Raw genomic sequence first — 20,262 nt, 5'->3', positions numbered from 1 at the left:
AGGTGCTCAATAACCTATTTTTTGGAAGACTGACACTACTCACTCCACCCTCACAAAACGCGCGGCCTCCGAGGGTATAACCGCGCTAAAGCAAGTTTCGTGCCCCAGGCTTGCATTCTCTCCTAAGGCCACTCGTCCGTAAACAACTCACACGCACCCACGTTATTGTTGAGCTAACCTTACGTAGCGCGCCTGTTAGTTACCAATTGGCAGTGCAGGGGCCTTCTTGCGGGTCTGCTTTCTCAGCCCCTGGATGCCTGACTCAGGGTATTCGGCAAACGTTCTGTTTCGGCCCCCCGAATGGTGGCTACGGGCGGTTAAAGCTAGCTCTACGGCCTAGTGTGAAACCCCTTTTTGCCAGGTGCCTATTGGTTGCGTACCTTATCTTTGCGGAATATAGCCGCCTTGTTTTCTATGTCGTCTGCTTCCGAGAGTCCTGTCATTTTGCAACGCTTGCGGTCCGAAACCCGCCCTTACCACGACGCCCTGGAGCAAAACCACTTCAACCAGGCCTTGGGTGCCGGGCAAGTATCGGCAGAGCAGACGCATTGGTTTCTGGCCAAGCTGTATGGCTTCCTGAAACCGTACGAGGCGCACCTAGATCAGCACGAGTTTACGCCGGCCTGGGACATAGCTCAGCGCCACCGGGCCCACCTGATTCTGGCCGACCTGCCGCCCAACTCGCCCCTACCTCTGTGCCCCGACATGCCCCCTCTCGCTACGTGGCCCCAACTGCTGGGGGCCTTGTACGTACTGGAGGGCTCTACTCTAGGGGGGCAGGTAATTACCCGCCAGTTGGCCAAAGCCGGTATCGAGTCCCGCACGTACTTCTCGGGCAACGGCGACCAAACCGGCCCGCTATGGAAGCGCTTTTGCCAGCTGCTTACTGAAGAAGCCACCGATGCCAACCAAGCCGAAATAGTGGATTCGGCGAGTCTCACGTTCCAAAAACTACACGCGTGGATCAATCAGCCGTAATCTACTCCGATGAGAGCCTGATAAATGCTCCCATCACTCTTACTAACTGCGACCGGGAGCCTATTCATATTCCGGGCTCGGTGCAGCCCTACGGCTTTTTGCTGTGCCTCGACCCTGCCACGAAGCGGGTGGTGCACGTCAGCGAGAACACGCAGGCCCTGATTGGCATTTCGGCGCCGGACCTGCTTGGCAGCAGCCTCGACCAGTTCCTAAACCCCGCCACCCTGGCCGAGCTGACGGCACTCTGGCCTACGCTCACGGAGTCGGCCAAGCTGCTGGGCACGCGCCTCGAGCAAGTGGAAGGTCAGCCTTTCTACAAGCTCATCGTGCATCGCTACGACCAGCTGCTGTGGCTGGAGTTTGAGCCCGTAGCGGAAACGGGCACCAGCGTGCTAGACCTGCCGTCCCTGAACATAGCCCTAGGCCAGATGCTGAGCGCCACGTCGGTGCTAGAATTCTGCCAGCACGCGGCAAATCAAATTCGCGACATCACGGGCTTCGACCGCGTGGTAGTGTATCGCTTTGCGGAGGATGCCAGCGGTGAAGTAGTGGCCGAGGCCAAGCGCGAAGACCTAGAGCCCTTCCTAGGCCTGCACTACCCGGCCACCGATATTCCGCAGCAGGCCCGGGCCATGTACCTCAAAAACTGGCTGCGCTTTATTCCGGACGTGAATTACGTGCCGGCCCTCCTGCACCCCGTGCTGCACCCCACGGCCGCCCGCCCCCCCGACATGACCCACGCGGTGCTGCGTAGCGTGTCACCAATTCATCTGGAGTACCTGCGCAACATGGGCGTGGCGGCCACCATGACCATTTCCATCATCCAGGATGGGGTGCTCTGGGGCATGATTACTTGCCACCACCTCACGCCGCGCCTAGTAAGCTACGAGCTGCGCGAGCTGTGTTTGTTTATTGGTAAAACGTTTTCGGCGTTGCTGCGCAGCAAGCAGCAGAACGATGACTATGCCTACCAGCTGCACATTCGGGAAACGCAGGCTCGGCTTTTTGATTTGGTGGGCCGCCAGGAGAACTTTATGGAAGGCCTCTACCTCCATAGGCCTACCGTGCAGGAGGTAATTGCCTGCGGTGGAGCGGCCATTTGCTTTGAGGGACAAATTATTACCCTGGGTGTCACGCCCAATGAGGCGCAAATCCAGGACCTGCTAGCCTGGCTGGAACAGAACGCTCCCCAAGAAGACGTATTCTACACTGATTCTTACGCGCGGCACAACCCCGCTGGGGTAGCTATCCGGGGAGCAGCGAGTGGCCTACTGGCTATTTCTCTCTCGCAAAAGCCCGGCGACTATATCATTTGGTTCCGCCCAGAGCAGATACAGACGGTTACCTGGGCCGGCAAAACCCAGAAAGCCGAGGTGATGCAAGACGGGCAGGTGTTTCTCTCGCCCCGGCAGTCATTTGAAGCCTGGAGCCAGACCGTCGACAACACTTCGGCCCCGTGGCGCCCCATGGAAATTGAAGCTGCCCAGGAAATTCGGCTTCATCTCTCCGATGTTCGGTTGAAGATTTTCAACGAGCTACAGGCCCGGGCTGCCAGCCTGAGCCGCCTCAACCTAGAGCTGGCGCGCAGCAACGACGAGCTAGACTCGTTTGCCTACGTGGCCTCGCACGACTTAAAAGAGCCCCTGCGCGGCATTCATAACTACTCCGTTTTCCTGCTCGAGGATTATGCTGAGCAGCTGGATGCGGAGGGCGTGAACAAGCTCCAAACGCTGGTGCGCCTGAGCAAGCGTATGGAATCCCTCATTGAGTCGTTGCTGCAGCTTTCCCGGATGGGCCGCGAGGAGCTTACGCTCGTTGAGACCAACATGCAGGAGGTGGTGGAAGACGTTATTGACATGCTGCAGCCCCGATTTGAGCAAATGGGCACCACGGCTACCATTGTCGACCCGCTGCCTACCCTTATCTGCGACCAGGTTCGGATTCGGGAAGTCTTTAACAACTTGCTCACCAACGCCATGCGCTACAGCGACACCCCTGAGCGCTCGGTGCAGGTAGGCCTAGCGCCCCCAGAAATGCGCGGCCCTCGCGGTACTGGAACTCCCCAGGACTTTTATGTTTTCTATGTGCGCGATAATGGCATTGGAATTGATCCTAAGCACCACGAAAACATCTTCAAGATCTTCAAGCGGCTTCACACGCAAGACAGATATGGAGGTGGTACTGGAGCGGGCTTAGCCATTGCCAGAAAAATGGTGGAGAAGCACAACGGCGAAATTTGGGTAGATTCCGTACTAGGCCAGGGTGCAACCTTTTATTTTTCCCTTTCAAAACATTTGTAAGTGTCAGCCTTATCTCTCAAGCCCATTTTAGTGGTGGAAGACAGCGTGGAAGACTTCACGGCCTTAGGCCGGGCCTTCCGTCGGCACGCGCTGCCTAACCCCGTGCTGCGCTGTGAAGACGGCGACCAAGCCATTGAGTATCTGCAGGGCTACGGCAAGCTCCCCGGCTGGCCCCAGCAGCTGCCAGCCTTTGTGCTGCTCGACCTGAATATGCCCGGTACCGATGGCCGAGCTGTGCTGGCTGCTGTTAAGCAAGACCCCCGGCTACAGTCTATCCCGGTCATCATTTTCAGCACCTCTACCAACACCCGCGACATTGAGGACTGCTACCGCCTGGGCGCCAACAGCTACCTGACTAAGCCCATCGACTATGCCATGCTGGAGGAAAAAACCCGCCTCCTGGTGAGCTACTGGTTGAAAACCTCGGAGTTACCCCTGTTGAGCTAGGATTTGCCCCGCGTGAAGAAGATTTTACTTATCGATGATAATGAGCAGGACCGCATGCTCTATAAGCGGTTCCTAGGTAAGCAAATTGGGCATGAGCGGTTTGAGATTCACGAAGCCAGCTCTGGGGCCGAGGGTCTGCAGCAGTTTCGGAACCTGCGCCCCGATTGCGTGCTACTCGATCATAACCTGTTGGATACCGATGGTTTGACCCTGCTCAGCAACCTGCAGCAGCTCACGCCGCCCGACACCTTATGCGTGGTAATGATTACCGGCGGGGGCAGCGAGTCCTTGGCCGTACGGGCCCTCAACACGGGCGCAATGGATTACCTGGTAAAGCAGCACTTCGACCCAGAGCTCCTGTACAAAACGGTAACCCACGCCATTGAGAAAAACGAGTGGCGGCAGTACATCACGCGCTACCACCAGCAGCTGCAAACCGTAAACCAGCAGTTGCGCGACTCGCTGGATGAGCTTACTGAAACCCGCCAACAGATTCAACTGGCTAACAACCAGTTGACAGCGGCCAACGAAGAGGTACGGGCCCGCAACCAGGAGCTGCGCACGGCCAATGAGCAGCTGGCCCGCACCAATGCCGACCTCGATAATTTCGTGTACGCTGCTTCCCACGACCTGCGCCAGCCCGTGCACAACTTACAGGGCTTGTTTGAGGAACTGCGGCGCTCCGCTACGTTTCACGACCCAGAGGCTGGCCAGATGCTGCGGCTCATGGAGGACTCCTTCAGTAACTTATCTACTACCATTACTGATTTGGCCGCGGTAGTGCAGGTGGCTCGCCCGCCGGGTGAGCAAATCACGGAGCGCGTTCCCCTCGCCGACCTTACCGCTGATATTCTGCAGACCCTCCGTCCGCAGTTGCAGGAAGCCAAGGCCGAGGTGAAGACCGACTTCACAACCCTGCCCGAAGTAGAGTTTGTGCGCAGCAGCCTGCGTACGGTGCTGCTCAACCTGATTGCCAATGCCGTGAAGTACCGGCATCCTGCGCGGCCGGCACTGGTACAGCTGCGCAGCCATCGTTCCGGCTCTCACGCGGTGCTAGAGGTACAAGACAATGGCCTAGGGCTGGATCTGGAGCGGCACGGAGCCGAGCTGTTTCAGCTATTCCGTCGTTTCCATCCGAGCGCGGGCGAAGGCACTGGCGTAGGCCTGTTTCTGGTAAACCGCTTGGTGCAGGCCGAGGGGGGCCACGTAGAAGTAGAGAGCGTACCGCAGCAGGGCACTACCTTTCGGGTAATTCTGCCTGCCTAAGCACTCTAGGCCAGTCCCACGCCAAGTCAGGACAAGGCCTGGGGTGGAGGAGAACCGCCCGACCCGGCTGGCCGAGTACGATCTTGGGGCAAGGGCACGAACTCATGGTTGTCGTTCGGAGGTAGCACAATCCGGCCCGCCTGCCAGTCGGCCTTAGCCTGCTCAATTCGCTCGCGCCTCGACGACACAAAATTCCACCAAATAAACCGCTCACCCAGAGGCTCGCCGCCCAGCAGCATTAGGGTAGTAGCTTCCGGGGCCACCAGTACTGGGTCGATGCCTGGTGTGAAGACTAGCAGCTGTCCGGCCCCGTAAGTGCGGCCTCCTACTTCCAAATTGCCTTTTGCAATGTAAACGCCCCGCTCGGGGTAGCCCCGAGGCAAGCCAAACCGGGCGCCAGCTTGCAGTACCACGTGCAGGTAAAACAGCGGCGAGTGCGTTTTCACGGCGTTGTGCAGCCCGAAGGCGTCGCCCGCGATAAGGCGCATCCACACGCCTTGGTCAGTAAAGATGGGCAGTTCGTGGGGTTGGTAGTTAGTAAAAGTGGGGGCACTTTCCTCATCCGCTTCGGGCAGGGCTACCCAGGTCTGGAGCATTTCTAGGGTGCCCCCAGCCAGGGCCGCTGGATCCTCAAACCGCTCAGAGTGAGCAATACCGCTGCCAGCCGTCATCCAGTTTACCTCGCCTGGCCGGATAATCTGCTCCACGCCCAGACTGTCGCGGTGGGTTACTTGCCCGCCAAACAGGTAGCTGACCGTAGAGAAGCCAATGTGAGGGTGGGGCAATACGTCCAGGGCTGGTATCAGCTCCGGGGCTACCTGCACGGGCCCGGCGTGGTCCATGAAGATAAACGGCCCGAGCATGCGCCGCAGCCGATAGGGCAGAATGCGTTTTACCCCAAAGCCATTGCCCAAGTCAGCCGGGCGGGCGTCAATTACCAGGTCGAGCATGGGCGATTTAGCAGGAGTTAGCGTACCTAAAGTACAGATTACCCCTTGCATTGACACCAAGTGGCCTACGCTGACCGGTGGCTACCAAGTACCCGAGTCACAGCTCCAGAAACGCCTATAAAAGAAACGACCCGGCTGCCGTAATGGCAACCGGGTCGTGTAGGTAGCGGGGACTGGACTCGAACCAGTGACCTTTGGGTTATGAGCCCAACGAGCTACCAACTGCTCCACCCCGCACTGTTTGGTGATGCAAATGTAGTAGGGTTTTTCGGAAAAGCACACCCCTTGGTTACAAATACTTAACACAAGCCTGCTTCTGCCTGATTATCAGCACAAAAATTTATCGACACATTATTCGCTTAAGGGTTGAGTATAGGATTTTGGCCTTTGTCCACCGCCACAATATCCGCGCCCGTAGAATACTTCAGCTTACTATCTACCACTACCACACCGAAACTCTATGAACTCCCCTCTCTCCTTCTCCACTGCCCTGCCCTCGCTGCGGTGGGCAGTTCCGGCACTGGCCCTAGGCCTGTCGCTGACGGCTTGCAATTCCTCGCCGAAGTCCGAATCTGAAACGGCCACCAGCACGACCAGCTCCGAGACGACTCCTGCTGACACTTCCGCTTCTTCCACTGCTACCAATACCCCCGACGCTATTAAGCCAGCGGGTCCTGCTCCGGCCTGGGCGCCCAACATCAGCCCCCAGATGCAAACGGTGATTGAAAAGCTGGAGAAGCTGCAAGGCCCAACACCACCTGAAAAGCTGCCCGTTGCCGAGGTGCGTAAAGCCCCATCTGCGGCGGATGCCGCTATGGCCGTTATGGCCGACTTCCACGTGCAGGCTCCCCCATCCAAGCTGGATACCATGAGCAAGGTGATGGCTCCCGGCCTGAAAGCGCGCATTTATACCCCCCAGGGTGCAACCGGACCGCTGCCCGTAGTGGTGTATTACCATGGCGGCGGCTGGGTAATTGCTAACCTCGATACCTACGACTCGTCAGTGCGGGCCTTGGCCGAGAAAAGCGGGGCCATCTTCGTGTCGGTGGCCTACCGGCAGGCTCCCGAAAACAAATTTCCCACGGCCCACAACGATGCGTTTACCGCTTACCAATGGGTGCTAAAGAATGCTGCTTCCATCAAGGGTGACCCTAAACGGGTAGCCGTAGCCGGCGAAAGCGCTGGCGGCAACCTAGCGGCGGCCGTTTGCATGATGGCCCGCGACAAAGGTGCCATGCAGCCCAAGCATCAGCTGCTGGTATATCCCATTGCTGGCTACGACCTGAACACTCCTTCTTACCAGAAGAACGCCAACGCCAAGCCCCTGAGCAAACCCTTCATGGCCTGGTTCTTTGATAAATATTTGCGCACGCCCGCTGATGGCAAAAGCCCGCTGATTTCACTGGTAACGGCCCCTAACGTGAAGGGCTTGGCTCCTGCCACTGTTATTGGAGCTGGCATCGACCCGCTGATGAGTGAAGGCAAGGCGTACGCCGATAAACTGCAAGCGGCTGGGGTCCCAGTGAAGTACCAACTGTATGACAACGTAACCCACGAGTTCTTCGGGATGGGTGCTATTATTCCGGAAGCTATGCAGGCGGAAGAGTTAGCAGCCGGTGAACTGAAGAAAGCTCTGGCGGCTCAATAGCCTTTATCAAGTTGTATAAAAAGCCCTGGCACTCTGATGTCAGGGCTTTTTCATTTTATAGGCAACAAACTGTTAGAACCGGTTGGTGATGCCGAAGTGAATCTTACCGGAGCCCAGGGCAAACTTTTGCTGTTGGTCGCGGCCCAGGGCGTACACAAACTGAAACTGCCCAGCCGGGGTTCGGAAGCTAAGACCGGCCCCTAGGCCAGTCGGCGTATCGTGGGAGGTTTCGGTGGTGATGTCGCGCCGCAGCCAGGCCTGATCGGCGAAGACGAACACGTAGGAATCGGGGCCGGTGAATTGCCGAAATTCGGCGGTGCCCACGGCATACTGGCTGGCGTAGAAGTTCAGTTCATTGAAACCGCGCAACGTGGCTAGGCCACCCAACCGAAACAGATCGTTTAGAAACAGCCGCTGATTGAGCAGAGCCTCGCCGCGCACCCGCGTAAACAGCATCCCATTGCGGCCCATCCGGAAGTAGCGCTCCACGCGTCCACCCAAACTGATTTGGGTAGAGCGTAATGGCACTGTTTGGTACAACTGCTCCCGTAAATCGGGGTTACGGTTGATGCGTTTAGTACCCACGGCCCCTTGTCCACTGGCTAGGATTCCGCGCCGCGGTAGGTACGGGTCGTCGAGGGTATTCCAAGCATAATCGACGCCGTAGGAGTTGAACTCGGAGTCGATGTTCTCTGGGAGGCTAGTGGTGTACACGGACAACGCGGTGGAGTCGCCTAGCAGGCGGGAGCTGCGGCGCTCGGTGAAAAAGGATACCCGCCCGGCGTGCGCCGTGGGGTACGTAACCTGCAGGCGGGGCCGCACAGTCAGAAACTGCTCGTTTTGTTTGAGTAGATTAAACGTGCCGCCTACTTCCAGCGGCGTCCCGAAAAAGCTGGGGTGCACATATTGGGCATCGAGTAGCTGGGAGGTAGCATCGAGTTTACGCCACTGGATGCCGATGCCTTTGCCGCCGCCCTTGATGTTGCGCAGGTTCAGGGTGACGTCGCCCGTAATCTGAACTTTCTTCTGGCCTACGCCGGGGTTGGCATTGGGTAGCACGCCCACAATAGCATCAAACTGGCTGGAGGCCCGATCTTCGAGCAACAGGTACACCCGTGCCTTGCCCAGGGCAAACCGCACTTCGGGCTCAGCCCGTAGCTGCAGGTAAGGCAACTGCCGGAGCCGCCGCGCTGCCTCTTGTATCTTCTGCTGGCTGTAAGGCTGCCCCGGAAATATCTGCAGGTAGCGCGTCAGGAAGCCCACCCGGGTTTTGGTTTTGCCCACAATCTGGAGGGAGTCAAATACTACCGCCGGACCCCGCTGCAGCACCACGCGGCCCGCTACTTCTGCCCCGTTCAGCTCCAACGAGTCGAGGGTAACGGTAGCGAAGGGAAACCCCTGGTTCTCGGCTTCGTGCAGAATGCGCTCTTGCAGCTGCGCCCACTCTTTGGGCTGAAACGGCTGCCCCCGATACAGCTTTTCGCGGTAGCCGGCCCGCGTCATCAGCCCGTCGCCGAGGTTGCCATTGCGCAATTGGGCCCACTGAAACTTCTCACCCACGTACAGGCGCACCCGCAGAGAGTCGTGGCCCCAGCGCTGTTCATCGGCCGAGGCCGTGAGGTAGGCATCACCCTGCAGGGCCAGCACCAACTCCCGCAACTCGCGCACGGCGGCCGCAGAGTCGGGCAGCACCCGCCGGTAGCGGTAGCGCCGTACCACGGGCAGGTCGGCGGCTTCTACTTGCAGGGCCAGCGCTACGGGCCGCCGGGCGGGCAGCACCCGCCGCTGCGCCACCGAGTCGGGCCGCTGGACTGGCCTAGCGGGAGCCGGCGGCGTTTGCAGGGCAGGTTGCGCCAGAGTGTTTGGGCTGGTTTGCGCGCGCGCCGTTGCCAGGCCACTTAATAGCCACCAGCTTAGCAGGCCAAGAAAGAAAAGGCGGGCGTACATTTGGGAACTGAAACGCAAAAACGCGCTTTTAATTTCCCGAAAGTACGCCAGAGTATGGTCGGCTTTCTTTTTCGCCTGCCGGAGTATTTTCCCCGGCGCACCTTGTTCGGCCTTACCCTGTTAGGATAGCGTCTACCGCACCGCTAGGCCACTCTTTTGCTGCTTCCACTCATGTCCGGCCTCTACCTTCATATTCCCTTCTGCAAACAAGCCTGCCACTACTGCGACTTTCATTTCAGCACCTCCATGGCGCTGAAAAGCCGTTTTGTGGAAGCCTTAGTGCGGGAGATGGAGCTGCGTCGTGACTATCTAGGCCAGTCTCCCCAACTCAACACGATTTACTTCGGCGGCGGCACTCCTTCCCTGCTCACGGAGGCTGAGCTCAATACTATTTTCGAAGCCATCCACCGCAACTTCGCGGTGGCCCCGAATGCGGAAATAACCCTAGAGGCTAACCCCGACGACCTCACGGCGCTCAAGCTGCGAGAGTTGGCCGCCTCACCTATCAACCGCCTGAGCATCGGCCTGCAGACCTTCCACGAGCCGCACCTGCGCATGATGAATCGGGCCCACTCCGCTGAGGAGTCGCGGGTCTGCGTGGAGCTGGCTCAGGACGCGGGCTTCGAGAACATTTCCGTAGACCTGATTTACGGAGTGCCCGCCGAGGGCCACGGCATTTGGGAGCGGGATATGGAAATTGCCTTTGGGTTGGGCGTGCCTCACCTTTCCTGCTATGCCCTCACCATTGAGCCCGATACGGTATTTGGGCGGCAGCTGAAGAAGGGCAAGTTTCTGGCGGCGCCCGAGGAGTTTGTGGCCCACCAGTTTGAGCGCCTGCTCCAGGAAATCAGCCGCCACGGCTATCAGCAGTACGAAATCAGTAACTTCTGCCAGCCCGGCCGCGAGTCGCGCCACAACTCAGCGTACTGGCGCGGGGTGCCCTACCTAGGCCTAGGCCCTAGCGCCCACTCCTTCAACGGAATCACTCGTCAGTACACCGTTGCCAATAACCCCCAGTACGTGCAGGCCGTGCTAGAGCGCGCCGAGGTACCCGCCACCGTGGAGCACCTTTCCGCCACCGACCGTGCCAATGAGTACCTGATGACCAGCTTACGCACCGCTCAGGGCTGCGACTTAGGCCACCTCCGCGACGCTCTAGGCGTAGACCTGCTGGGCCCGCGGGCCACCTATCTGCAGGAGCTGCAACACGCCGGCTGGGCCACGCTTAGCCCCCAGCACGTACTCGTCCTCACTGACCAAGGCAAGCTGCTGGCCGACCAGATTACGTTGGAGTTATTTCAGGAAGAAGAGTAGGAACGGTGCACAGTCGAGCTTTGCAAATAGCGCGCGGCTACTCAGGTACTTAGGGCTGGCTCCCGCATTTTTACTGGATTAAACCCTAGTTGCCGCGCCAAAAGTCCTAATTTCCCTTTCCCATTTCGGGCAATAGCACGCTAGCTGCCCAGTGGGCGCGGGGTTGTTGCACCCAAATTGGGGCTGAACTTTAGTGTATGTTGCAACTCTAGTGCTGGTATGAGAAGACTTATTGATGCCCTTGCCGACGATACCGACTTCTTCATCGAGCAGGTGCAGATTACGGCTATTGTTTTTGACACATCCGACGACGTAACTATCTGGGCCACCACCTTTTTTGATCAGGAACTTCACTTCTTTCACTTAGGCCTTCCCTTTCAGCAGCTTGACCTGCTGATTCGGTTGGCGGGCCCCCGCGCCGAGGCCATCCAGGAGGACGTGGCCGACGCCCTCGCCACCGTTACGGAATGGCCCTGCCTACTCGAATACAGCAGCGAGGAAAGCCAACCCGTACCGCTGCCCAACGTGGCCCTTAAGCTCTCCTGCACCTACCCCGCCGATGGCCCCTTTGGTGACGAGGACGAGAACGAAGACGGCGAAGAGGACGACGAAACCTTTGACATCAGCTTGAACGCTGAAACCGAAGACCCCGAAGAATACGAATCCGATCAACCCCACAACATCTTTTACCTGGAAGGAGTATTCCTGCGCATCGAACCCTAAGTGGTGAATGAGTGAGGAGAATACATGAGTAAGTCAGCCTTTTACCCATGTAGGCTAGGCCACTAATAAAGCCGTTTCACTCATTCACTCCACTCATTCATTCTTCAATGATCTACCTCATTCCGGGCCTTGGGGCCGACGAGCGGATTTTCCGGAACCTGCAGCCGCTGCTACAGCATGAGAATCAGGTGGTGCAGTGGCTTACCCCTGAGCCGGATGAAACCCTGCCGCATTATGCGGCTCGGATGTCTGCCAAGATTCCGCTAGGCCAGTTGGGGTTGCTGGTGGGCGTGTCATTTGGGGGAATGGTGGCGTTGGAAATTACACGGATGCGGCCGGAGCTGCGCACGGTGCTTATTTCCAGCATCCCCGATTCCAGCTGCCTACCGCCGCTGCTACGCCTGATTAGGGCAACGGGCGTGTACCACCTGGTGCCGCCCCAGATGCTGAAGCTGTTCCCGCGGGCTGGGCAATGGTACTTCGGGGTGAAGAACAAGGAGTACCCACTGTTTAAGGAAATTCTGCGCGACATGGAGCCCGTGTACACCAAGTGGGCCATCGACCGCCTACTGCATTGGGACAGCACCACTGCCGGCTCCAGCACCCAGATTCTGGGCACCCATGACCGAGTATTCCCGCCCGGCCCCACGCCCATTGAGTACCTCATCCGGGGTGGCGGCCACTTTATGGTTATCAGCCACGCCCCAGAAATTGCCGAAATCCTGAATAAACTGGCGGCTGAGCAGACCAACGTAGTGGCGGCATCTCAGCCAAACGCTGTTTAATACCTATTGTATGTTTGCTACTTACCCCTACCAGGGCCGCACGTTTTCCTTCAACCCCAATGCTCCCTTGGATATTTCCCTGCCCTTGGCGCCGGGCGAAAATCAAGTCAACTGTTTTTGGGCCGAGCCAGTGCAGTTTGATGTGATACGGGTAGGCAACTTTGTGGGTAGCGTGGCGGAAGGCGGCAGCACTAACTACAAGCGCGTACACGTAACGCCCCACGGCAACGGCACCCACACCGAATGCTACGGTCACATCTCCGCTGAGCCACACGCCACCCTCAACCGCTGCCTGCGCCGGTTTCTATTCGTTGCCCGTTTGGTTTCGGTGCAGCCCCGCCCCCAGCCCAAAGGCGACCAAGTGGTGATGCTAAACGATTTTCGGCGCGAGTTGGAAGGCGGACCCGATGCGACTATTCGCCCCGAAGCTATTATTCTGCGCACCCTGCCTAACCACAAGGCCAAGCGCACCCGCCAGTACTCCGGCACGAATCCTACCTACCTAGAGCCAGCTCTAGGCCAGTACCTAGCGGAGCAGCACATTGAACACTTGCTCCTCGACCTGCCCAGCGTAGACCGTGAAGAGGACGACGGAGAGCTACTAGCCCACCACGGCTTCTGGCAGTACCCCCACGCCACGCGCCACGCAGCCACCATCACCGAACTCATCTTCGTGCCCGACGAGGTAGAGGACGGCCTTTACCTACTAAACCTGCAAGTCACCAGCCTAGAGCTAGATGCCAGCCCCAGTAAACCGGTGCTGTATGCGATAACTTAACGCTAGGCCAGTCGAACGCAAAAAGGGACTGCCCTCTCGAGCAGTCCCTTTTCTATATCTCTAACTCCGGAGTTACCGAGAGTTACGCGTTGTCGTGCGCTTCAGCAGAGGCAGTAGCGGAAGTAGAAACCTCAGCGGCGTCAACTACAGCGGGAACTACCGATACGAACGAACGGTCTTTGCGGCCCTTGCGGAACTGCACCGTGCCGTCGATCATCGCGAACAGGGTGTGGTCTTTACCGATACCCACGTTCTGACCGGGGTGGTGCTTCGTGCCACGCTGACGAACGATGATGTTGCCGGCGATGATGCCTTGACCACCGAAAATTTTCACGCCGAGACGCTTGGAATGCGATTCACGACCGTTGTTGGAGCTACCTACGCCTTTCTTGTGTGCCATGGTATTGTTGAGTTGAGAGTAGAGGGTTGCCGGCTGCCAGGATCAAAGCCGAATTCTACTGAACTGGCCACTGGCAACGCAAAACAGGCAACTCAATTACCCAATAGTGTTGATCATTACTTTGGTGAACTGCTGACGGTGACCGTTCAGCTTCTTGTAGCCCTTACGGCGCTTCTTCTTGAACACCAGAACTTTATCACCCTTTACGTGGGCCAGAATGGTTCCGGTTACAGTTACGTCCAGCAGCGGAGCTCCAATGGTAACGGTTCCGTTATCATCGGTGAGGAGGGCTTTGCCCAGCTCTACGCTGTCGCCGACGTTGCCAGCCAGCTTGTGGGCGTATACAAATTTATTGGCTTCGACCTTGGTCTGCTTCCCGGCTATGTTGACAATTGCGTACATCGGCGTCTTCGCGGTTTCTGAAAAATGGAAGGCAAAAGTAGAAGGATGATTTTACAAATCCAAACCCTAACTCATTAAACATCATTGCCCCTGCCTTCCTGAGCTCTAGTAGGCCTATATGCAGGAACGCGCCAGCGCATACGCGAATAGCAGTTTTGTGGATAACCAACATTGTCCACACACAGAATGTGGATAACTTTTATAAAGCTGGACTTATTCCAGGATCCGGTGGCACTCCGGACAGGTGCGCACAACCGGCAGGGGCCTAGTAGCATACACAAAAATTAACACAGAAAAAACGCTACTGCCGAGCCGACCTTCCCAAAAGTGAGGGTTATCTTTGGCTCCCTGACTCGCCCGCCTTTCTGGCAATTGTTGTGAACAAACCCGGCGGGACCAGAGTTAGAGACCCGCCCCCTCGCTGGCGGGCGTTGCTACCACTACTCACATTCTATCCTGCTGCCATGGAACCTCTGCTCACCGAGAACCCCAACCGCTTCGTCCTCTTCCCAATCCAGCACAATGATGTGTGGCAGATGTACAAGAAGGCCGAGGCCTCTTTCTGGACGGCCGAGGAAATTGACCTCTCCCAGGACCAGAAGGACTGGGAAAACCTCAACGACGGCGAGCGTCACTTCATCTCGCACGTACTGGCTTTCTTCGCGGCCTCCGATGGCATCGTGAACGAGAACCTGGCCGTAAACTTCATGCAGGAAGTGCAGATGGCTGAGGCCCGCTGCTTCTACGGCTTCCAGGTGATGATGGAAAACATTCACTCGGAGACCTACTCCCTGCTGATTGACACCTACATCAAAGACCCCAAGCAGAAAGACTACCTCTTCAACGCTCTGGAGACCGTACCGGCCGTGGCCAAGAAGGGTGAGTGGGCCATCAAGTGGATCAACTCGGAGAACTTCACCGAGCGCCTGATTGCCTTTGCCGCTGTAGAAGGCATCTTCTTCTCTGGCTCGTTCTGCTCGATCTTCTGGCTGAAGAAGCGCGGCCTGATGCCCGGCCTGACCTTCTCGAATGAGCTTATCTCCCGCGACGAAGGGCTGCACTGCGACTTCGCCTGCCTGCTCTACAAAGACCACCTGCAGAATAAGTTACCCGAGTCTCGTGTGCACGAAATCATCCGCGACGCGGTGACCATAGAGCAGGAGTTCGTAACCGACGCGCTGCCCGTGAACCTGATCGGCATGAATGCCCAGCTGATGTCGCAGTACATTGAGTTTGTGGCCGACCGCCTGCTGGATGCCCTGGGCTACAGCAAAATTTATGGCTCTACCAACCCCTTCGACTTCATGGAAATGATTTCGCTGCAGGGCAAAACCAACTTCTTCGAGAAGCGGGTGGGTGAGTACCAGAAGGCCGGCGTAATGAGCGAGCGGACTTCAAACGCTTTCTCCCTCGACGAGGACTTTTAATCGGCTAGCTGCATAGTAAGAGTGGCCTAGGACACTGCTTGATGCAACCTATACCAGGGGGCGCTAATCATACGATTGGCGCCCCCTTTCGCGTTTATAGCAAAATCGTATTATTGCCAGGGCGGCTCACTGCAGCGGCTAGTTAAAAATTTGACAACCTGCCATTTATTTCAACAGCTTATACATCCATTACCCTATGAAAAAGGCCACTACCCTACTGGCGGCTCTTCTACTGAGCAGCAGCCTCACCTTTGCCCAAAGCGAGTTCCGGAAGCTCAACCAGCAGGCGGCAGATGCTTATGCGGCCAAGAGCTATAAGAGTTCCGGGGAGCTCTATGACCAGGCATTTAAGCAAGCCAAAGCCCAGCCCACCAGCACCGACCTCTACAACGCGGCCTGCAGCTGGGCCTTGGCCGGCGACGCCACCAAAGCTTTCCAGTACCTCGACAAAGCCACCACAGCCGGCTGGGAAAACGTGGCCCACGTGAAGCAAGACACCGACCTAACTACCCTGCACGCCGACAAGCGCTGGCAGCCCATGCTAGCGAAGCTGGAAGCGGCCGTGGCTAAAGTGGAAGCCAACTACAACAAGCCCCTGAAGCAGCAGCTCGACTCCATCTACGCCTCCGACCAAGGTGGGCGCCTGAAGTACGAGGCCATCGAGAAGCAATACGGCATGAAGTCGCCGGAGATGACGGCGCTTTGGAAGGAGATTGAGGCCACGGACGCCCGCAACCTGCAGCGCATCACCAAACTGCTCGACACGCACGGGTGGCCTAAGAAGTCGGAGGTCGGGAATACGGGTACCACTACGGTGTTCCTCGTGATTCAGCACTCTGACTTGGCTACGCAGCAGAAGTACTTCCCCATGGCCAAGCAGGCCGCCGAGCGCGGCGACCTATCAAAGTCGGCGCTGGCGCTGCTGCAAGACCGAATCCTGATTGGGCAGGGCAAGCCCCAGATCTACGGCAGCCAGCTCCACACCGACGCCGCAACCGGCAAAACCGTTTTCTCGCCCATCGAAGACGAAGCCCACGTAGATGAACGCCGCGCCGCCATTGGTATGGAGCCGCTGGCCAGCTATGCCAAGCGCTTTGGGTTGGAGTATAAAGGCCCAGTGAAGTAAGCACGCTAGGCCAGTACGGTGCACTGCTCAGCCTTTGGTGTAGCTGTTTCACCGCATTGCTGTACTCAATGAAACTCTCACCGCAGCATAAAGCCGCAGTAACTCCGTCTGCCGACGAAGTGCAGGAGCAGCGCGTGCGCTGGAATCGTGCATTTACAGACCCTGCTTGGCGTAGTACTCGCTTTAACTCCCAACCCAATGCGCTGTTAATAGAAACCGTAGGCCACATGTCCGCGGGGTTGGCCCTGGATATGCACATGGGAGAAGGTCGCAACGCCTTATACCTAGCTCAGCTGGGCTGGCACGTGACGGGCGTGGATATAGCGGAGCAGGCCCTACACCTCGCGCAGCAGCAGGCGCAGCAACTAGGGCTGCAACTCAACACCGTGGAGGCTGATGCTACGCAATACGACTGGGGCACCAACTACTGGGACCTGATAGTGCTGGCTTACGCCGATGAAAGCACCCACGTAGCCCAAGTGCAGGCTGCGCTCAAACCAGGTGGCCTAGTAGTCTTCGAGAACTTCCATGCCGATATCAACCGGGTGCGCCCCGGCAAGCCAGGCCAGACGCTTGGGTTTGCCACCGATGAGCTCAAGAACGTCTACGCGGAGGCGGGGTTCCGGATACTGCGCTACGAGGAGCCCATGGACATAGCCGATTTCTCACTGGAAACTCACCGCCTGGTGAAGCTGGTAGCCCAAAAGAGATAAATCGGCCTATCGTATCCTTTTCTCGCGGCCTCAAGAGCTACGTGCCATATCTCACCATTTGGCGAACGGGCAAAACCTCGTTGCTAGTCCTTCAATCGAGCACCACCACGGCCTTGCCCTTCACCTGGCCTTGGCTGGTTTCCTGGTAGGCCTGCCGGATATTGGCCAAGTCATACACTTTCTCCACCGGAATTTGCAGCCCACCCTCAGCCAGCGCGGCCAACGTGCGTAGGCCAGTGGCGCTGGGCTTCAGAATGAGAATTTGGTGTTTCTGACCCGAGAACAAGTTGTGGAAAAAGGCCCTGGCCAGCCCCAGCGGCGAGGGCAGCATGCTCACAAACGTGGCCCGAGGCTTCAGCAGTTGCTGGGCCGCGGTAAAACTGAGTTTGTCTGACATGTCAATGATGGCGTCGAACCGTTGCGGCAGTTCGCCAATGCGTTGCTTGGTGTAATCTATTACCGAATCGGCACCCAGTTGGGTGGCTTGCCCCAGCCCCGCCGGACCAGCCACGGCCGTTACGCGGGCGCCGCGCTGCTTGGCCAGCTGAATGGCAAACAGGCCTACGCCACCCGTGGCCCCGTTGATGAGCACCTCGTGGCCTTGCCTCACGCCCGCCAGCTGATCAACGATTTGCAGGGCGGCTAGGCCAGTCACCGGCAGGGCCGCCGCCTGGTCGAAGGAAATGTTGGCCGGTTTGTGAGCAATGGCTTCCTCCGTGACCACCACGTAATCGGCCAGAGCACCACCTTTAAATACCTCCAGGAAGCCAAACACGGCATCGCCGGGCCGGTAGCGCGTGACGCCGGAGCCCACCTGCGACACAATGCCGGCGAAGTCGATGCCGACGCCTTTAGGGAACGATGACCCCGACAGCAGCTTCATCTCGCCATGGTAGATTTTCCAGTCTAAGGGGTTGATAGAAGCGGCTTTTACCTGAATCAGCAATTGGTTTTGGCTGATGGTGGGGGCGGGCTGCTCGCGCACCTCCAGAACCTGTTCGTCGCCGAACCGGTCGTACAGTACTTTACGCATGGGGGTTGATTTTAAGTGAATGCCGCAATCAGCTAAGCCCGCGTTTCGTCTGTAGTGGCCTACCCAATGGCTGGCTACTGCGGGGTGGCTGGTTGCATGACAAAGGTGGGGCTGTGACTGCCCCGAGTACTAGCGCAAAACGGCGCAAAAACAGTCCGATACGGCAGCCTGGATGCCTCACCGTATCGGACTGTTTTTGCGCCGTTTTGGAGTAGCCCTGGAGAGCAGGCTAGGCCACCTTTGCAACACACTTTCAGACAACTACCATGGACAAGCACACGCAAGCTCCCACCATCCTGGGACCCCAGCAGGGCCGCACCCTGGCCGTAATGGGCAGCAACTACCGCATTCTGACCAGCAGCCACGACACGGCCGGCGCCTACGCCACCATTGAGATGCTGGTGCCCCCCGGCGGTGGCCCCGGCCCCCACGCTCACGCCGACATTGAGGAAACCTTCTTTGTAATGGAAGGTGAAGTGGAAGTCAAATCGGAGTATGGCACGCACCTAGCCACCGCCGGCTCATTCATCCGCATTCCGAAGGGCGGGGTGGTGCACGGCTTCAAAAACAAGAGCACGCAGCCCGCCCGACTGCTGTGCACGGTGGTGCCAGCTGGCCTAGACGAGTTTTTCCAGCAGATTGGTGAGCCGGTAGCCGTAGGCCAGTTTCTGCCGCCGCCGGTGCTTACTCCGGAAGCCATTCAGCGCATTCAGGCCCTGGCCCAGGAGTACGGGCAGCAGGTGTTTCCGCCTAACTACCTCGGCTAGCGCCCCCTCTACGACTGCGAGTAGCGCTTGGGGTGAAGGCCGTAGTGCTTCTCAAACAACCGACTGAAATGGCTCAGGTTGGAGAAGCCCAACTCGTAGCCCACCTCGGCCACCGAGTGCTGGCCCTGCTTCAGCAGGAAAGCGGCTTCCTTCATGCGAGCCTGCTGGAAATACGTGTACACCGAGCTACCGAAGGTTTGCTTGAAGAGCTGCTTGAGCTTGGTTTCGCTCATGGCCGCCTGCTGGGCCAGTTCACGTAGTACGGGCGGGGTGCTCAGGTCAGTGAGCAACTGGTTGTGCACCCGCAGGAGCCGTTCGGCGTCGGCACTATTGATGGGCTGGTGCGGAGCCGATTCGCGCAGCATCAGCTTGCGAAACACCAGGTACAGCAGCTCCTGCACCTTTACCTGGGTATAGAAATGGCTTAGACCGTCGTGCTGGTTTACCTCCGTGATGTTCCTAAGCAACAGCTTGGCTTCGGCCGACAGGCTATCAAAAAACAGGAAAGAGCTTCCATCGGCCGTAAGGGTGCTGAGCACCGGGTGAGGCTCGTTACCGGCCAGCAGCGCCTTCAGGCGGGGCGTTTTGAGGGCTACCACCAGGTAGTGCACCGCGTGCCGGGCCGGAAACCGGATGGTGGAACTCAGGTCGTTGGAGGTAAGCTGCACGGCCGAGTCGTCGCGCTGGGAAAACCGTACCTGCGGATGGTTGGTGAAGGCAATGTCCAGCGGCTGCTCATTGCTGTAGAAGAAGATGGTCACCTGGTCGCTGCTCCCGCCGGCCGCCTGCCGGTGAATGACGAGGTCTTCGTGCAGCTCGTAGCGGTGCATGGTCACCTTGAAATCCAGCCCAAACTGCAGCTTGCGCACATAGCCCTGACCTAGGTGGTCCGGTAAGCTAACCTGACCGTCGTGCACGGGCACTTGCAGGTACTGCGCAAACTGGGTGGTAAAGTCGAAGTCGGGCGTCGCGAAGAAACTGAACGTCATGCCGGGTAGGGCGCTAAGCAGGTATCGGGGAAAGGCAGGTAGCAAGTAAGTGAATCCTTTGCCCATCCGTAGCTGTGCTGAAGCTAGCAAACTAGAACTAGCTCCCCTCCTCAGATGAGGAGGGGTTGGGGGTGGTTGACTGGCCTAGAACAGCAATTAGAGCTAGATCTAAAATTGTTCTTGCGTCTATCAACCACCCCCAGCCCCTCCTCATCTGAGGAGGGGAGCTTCCCTAGGCCACTCCGCCTTCCCCACCGACAATACCACTT

At 58.0% G+C, this 20,262-nt stretch carries 19 protein-coding genes and 1 tRNA gene; 13 read left to right on the top strand and 7 right to left on the bottom strand.

Going from position 1 to position 20,262, the window contains the following annotated elements; all coding sequences use genetic code 11:
- The first annotated feature begins 414 nt into the window (after positions 1–414).
- From EU556_RS01305 to EU556_RS01290, 4 genes are read left to right on the top strand one after another with little or no spacing between them, the layout of a single operon-like run.
- The gene (locus EU556_RS01305; RefSeq protein WP_135430239.1) at positions 415–978 is read left to right on the top strand and encodes a biliverdin-producing heme oxygenase; all 564 of its coding nucleotides are present in this window, start codon (positions 415–417) and stop codon (positions 976–978) included.
- A complete protein-coding gene (locus EU556_RS01300) occupies positions 960–3,278 on the top strand; it encodes an ATP-binding protein (RefSeq protein WP_135430237.1) in 2,319 nt (772 codons plus the stop codon). Before EU556_RS01305 ends, EU556_RS01300 begins: the two co-directional genes overlap by 19 nt.
- Positions 3,279–3,725: a response regulator gene (locus tag EU556_RS01295; protein ID WP_135430235.1), complete on the top strand. Its 447-nt coding sequence runs from the start codon at positions 3,279–3,281 to the stop codon at positions 3,723–3,725. It abuts the gene before it with no gap.
- Between the two features lie 12 nt (positions 3,726–3,737).
- Positions 3,738–4,991 (top strand): hybrid sensor histidine kinase/response regulator, encoded by a 1,254-nt coding sequence (locus tag EU556_RS01290; RefSeq protein WP_135430233.1) that lies wholly within the window; start codon positions 3,738–3,740, stop codon positions 4,989–4,991.
- A 26-nt stretch (positions 4,992–5,017) separates the two neighbouring features.
- On the opposite strand, the gene EU556_RS01285 is transcribed toward EU556_RS01290, so the two are convergent.
- Together EU556_RS01285 and EU556_RS01280 are read right to left on the bottom strand one after the other, a co-directional pair.
- Positions 5,018–5,941 carry a pirin family protein gene (locus tag EU556_RS01285; protein WP_135430231.1) on the bottom strand — a complete coding sequence of 308 codons (924 nt, stop codon included), beginning with the start codon at positions 5,939–5,941 and terminating at the stop codon, positions 5,018–5,020.
- A 164-nt stretch (positions 5,942–6,105) separates the two neighbouring features.
- A tRNA-Met gene (locus tag EU556_RS01280) sits at positions 6,106–6,178 on the bottom strand.
- 223 nt (positions 6,179–6,401) lie between these two features.
- Here EU556_RS01280 and EU556_RS01275 point away from each other — a divergent pair.
- Positions 6,402–7,589, top strand: a complete 1,188-nt coding sequence (locus EU556_RS01275) for an alpha/beta hydrolase (protein ID WP_135430229.1) — start codon at positions 6,402–6,404, stop codon at positions 7,587–7,589.
- Positions 7,590–7,661: 72 nt separating this feature from the next.
- On the opposite strand, the gene EU556_RS01270 is transcribed toward EU556_RS01275, so the two are convergent.
- Positions 7,662–9,536, bottom strand: coding sequence for a BamA/TamA family outer membrane protein (locus EU556_RS01270; RefSeq protein WP_135430227.1), 1,875 nt, complete (start codon positions 9,534–9,536; stop codon positions 7,662–7,664).
- Between the two features lie 171 nt (positions 9,537–9,707).
- Here EU556_RS01270 and hemW point away from each other — a divergent pair, with 171 nt between their 5' ends.
- The 4 genes from hemW to EU556_RS01250 all read left to right on the top strand — a co-directional run bounded on the left by hemW (position 9,708) and on the right by EU556_RS01250 (position 13,136).
- Positions 9,708–10,850 (top strand): radical SAM family heme chaperone HemW, encoded by a 1,143-nt coding sequence (gene hemW / locus EU556_RS01265; protein WP_135430225.1) that lies wholly within the window; start codon positions 9,708–9,710, stop codon positions 10,848–10,850.
- Positions 10,851–11,069: 219 nt separating this feature from the next.
- Complete coding sequence (locus tag EU556_RS01260) at positions 11,070–11,573, top strand: hypothetical protein (RefSeq protein WP_135430223.1); 504 nt, start codon at positions 11,070–11,072, stop codon at positions 11,571–11,573.
- 107 nt (positions 11,574–11,680) lie between these two features.
- The gene (locus EU556_RS01255; protein ID WP_135430221.1) at positions 11,681–12,358 is read left to right on the top strand and encodes an alpha/beta fold hydrolase; all 678 of its coding nucleotides are present in this window, start codon (positions 11,681–11,683) and stop codon (positions 12,356–12,358) included.
- 10 nt (positions 12,359–12,368) lie between these two features.
- A complete protein-coding gene (locus tag EU556_RS01250) occupies positions 12,369–13,136 on the top strand; it encodes a cyclase family protein (protein ID WP_135430219.1) in 768 nt (255 codons plus the stop codon).
- An 82-nt stretch (positions 13,137–13,218) separates the two neighbouring features.
- Here EU556_RS01250 and rpmA read toward each other — a convergent pair whose 3' ends face one another.
- Positions 13,219–13,536, bottom strand: a complete 318-nt coding sequence (rpmA, locus tag EU556_RS01245; RefSeq protein WP_135430217.1) for a 50S ribosomal protein L27 — start codon at positions 13,534–13,536, stop codon at positions 13,219–13,221.
- 96 nt (positions 13,537–13,632) lie between these two features.
- Positions 13,633–13,938 (bottom strand): 50S ribosomal protein L21, encoded by a 306-nt coding sequence (gene rplU / locus EU556_RS01240; protein ID WP_135430215.1) that lies wholly within the window; start codon positions 13,936–13,938, stop codon positions 13,633–13,635.
- A 464-nt stretch (positions 13,939–14,402) separates the two neighbouring features.
- On the opposite strand from rplU, the gene EU556_RS01235 reads away from it, so the two are divergent.
- From EU556_RS01235 to EU556_RS01225, 3 genes are all read left to right on the top strand, one after another.
- A complete protein-coding gene (locus EU556_RS01235; RefSeq protein WP_135430213.1) occupies positions 14,403–15,365 on the top strand; it encodes a ribonucleoside-diphosphate reductase small subunit in 963 nt (320 codons plus the stop codon).
- A gap of 196 nt (positions 15,366–15,561) precedes the next feature.
- Positions 15,562–16,491, top strand: a complete 930-nt coding sequence (locus EU556_RS01230) for a DUF6624 domain-containing protein (protein ID WP_245327356.1) — start codon at positions 15,562–15,564, stop codon at positions 16,489–16,491.
- Between the two features lie 68 nt (positions 16,492–16,559).
- Positions 16,560–17,204 carry a class I SAM-dependent methyltransferase gene (locus EU556_RS01225; RefSeq protein WP_135430211.1) on the top strand — a complete coding sequence of 215 codons (645 nt, stop codon included), beginning with the start codon at positions 16,560–16,562 and terminating at the stop codon, positions 17,202–17,204.
- 91 nt (positions 17,205–17,295) lie between these two features.
- Here EU556_RS01225 and EU556_RS01220 read toward each other — a convergent pair whose 3' ends face one another.
- The gene (locus tag EU556_RS01220; protein WP_135430209.1) at positions 17,296–18,237 is read right to left on the bottom strand and encodes an NAD(P)-dependent alcohol dehydrogenase; all 942 of its coding nucleotides are present in this window, start codon (positions 18,235–18,237) and stop codon (positions 17,296–17,298) included.
- Positions 18,238–18,503: 266 nt separating this feature from the next.
- Between EU556_RS01220 and EU556_RS01215 the strand changes: the two genes are divergently transcribed.
- Entirely contained in the window at positions 18,504–19,004 is a 501-nt protein-coding gene (locus EU556_RS01215) for a cupin domain-containing protein (RefSeq protein WP_135430207.1), read from the top strand.
- Between the two features lie 8 nt (positions 19,005–19,012).
- On the opposite strand, the gene EU556_RS01210 is transcribed toward EU556_RS01215, so the two are convergent.
- Entirely contained in the window at positions 19,013–19,993 is a 981-nt protein-coding gene (locus tag EU556_RS01210) for a helix-turn-helix transcriptional regulator (protein ID WP_135430205.1), read from the bottom strand.
- Between the last annotated feature and the right edge of the window lie 269 nt (positions 19,994–20,262).

The sequence above is a fragment of the Hymenobacter fodinae genome (assembly GCF_004745825.1).
Taxonomy (GTDB): Bacteria; Bacteroidota; Bacteroidia; order Cytophagales; family Hymenobacteraceae; genus Hymenobacter; species Hymenobacter fodinae.
The sequence above is the reverse complement of the archived record's forward strand: the minus strand, read 5'-3'. Positions and strand labels throughout refer to the sequence as shown.

Bases quoted from the DNA above. Each gene is read 5' to 3' on its own strand.
- EU556_RS01305 (WP_135430239.1), top strand. From the start codon at position 415: ATGTCGTCTGCTTCCGAGAGTCCTGTCATTTTGCAACGCTTGCGGTCC.
- EU556_RS01285 (WP_135430231.1), bottom strand. From the start codon at position 5,941: ATGCTCGACCTGGTAATTGACGCCCGCCCGGCTGACTTGGGCAATGGC.
- EU556_RS01275 (WP_135430229.1), top strand. From the start codon at position 6,402: ATGAACTCCCCTCTCTCCTTCTCCACTGCCCTGCCCTCGCTGCGGTGG.
- EU556_RS01270 (WP_135430227.1), bottom strand. From the start codon at position 9,536: ATGTACGCCCGCCTTTTCTTTCTTGGCCTGCTAAGCTGGTGGCTATTA.
- hemW (WP_135430225.1), top strand. From the start codon at position 9,708: ATGTCCGGCCTCTACCTTCATATTCCCTTCTGCAAACAAGCCTGCCAC.
- EU556_RS01260 (WP_135430223.1), top strand. From the start codon at position 11,070: ATGAGAAGACTTATTGATGCCCTTGCCGACGATACCGACTTCTTCATC.
- EU556_RS01255 (WP_135430221.1), top strand. From the start codon at position 11,681: ATGATCTACCTCATTCCGGGCCTTGGGGCCGACGAGCGGATTTTCCGG.
- EU556_RS01250 (WP_135430219.1), top strand. From the start codon at position 12,369: ATGTTTGCTACTTACCCCTACCAGGGCCGCACGTTTTCCTTCAACCCC.
- rpmA (WP_135430217.1), bottom strand. From the start codon at position 13,536: ATGGCACACAAGAAAGGCGTAGGTAGCTCCAACAACGGTCGTGAATCG.
- rplU (WP_135430215.1), bottom strand. From the start codon at position 13,938: ATGTACGCAATTGTCAACATAGCCGGGAAGCAGACCAAGGTCGAAGCC.
- EU556_RS01235 (WP_135430213.1), top strand. From the start codon at position 14,403: ATGGAACCTCTGCTCACCGAGAACCCCAACCGCTTCGTCCTCTTCCCA.
- EU556_RS01230 (WP_245327356.1), top strand. From the start codon at position 15,562: ATGAAAAAGGCCACTACCCTACTGGCGGCTCTTCTACTGAGCAGCAGC.
- EU556_RS01225 (WP_135430211.1), top strand. From the start codon at position 16,560: ATGAAACTCTCACCGCAGCATAAAGCCGCAGTAACTCCGTCTGCCGAC.
- EU556_RS01220 (WP_135430209.1), bottom strand. From the start codon at position 18,237: ATGCGTAAAGTACTGTACGACCGGTTCGGCGACGAACAGGTTCTGGAG.
- EU556_RS01215 (WP_135430207.1), top strand. From the start codon at position 18,504: ATGGACAAGCACACGCAAGCTCCCACCATCCTGGGACCCCAGCAGGGC.
- EU556_RS01210 (WP_135430205.1), bottom strand. From the start codon at position 19,993: ATGACGTTCAGTTTCTTCGCGACGCCCGACTTCGACTTTACCACCCAG.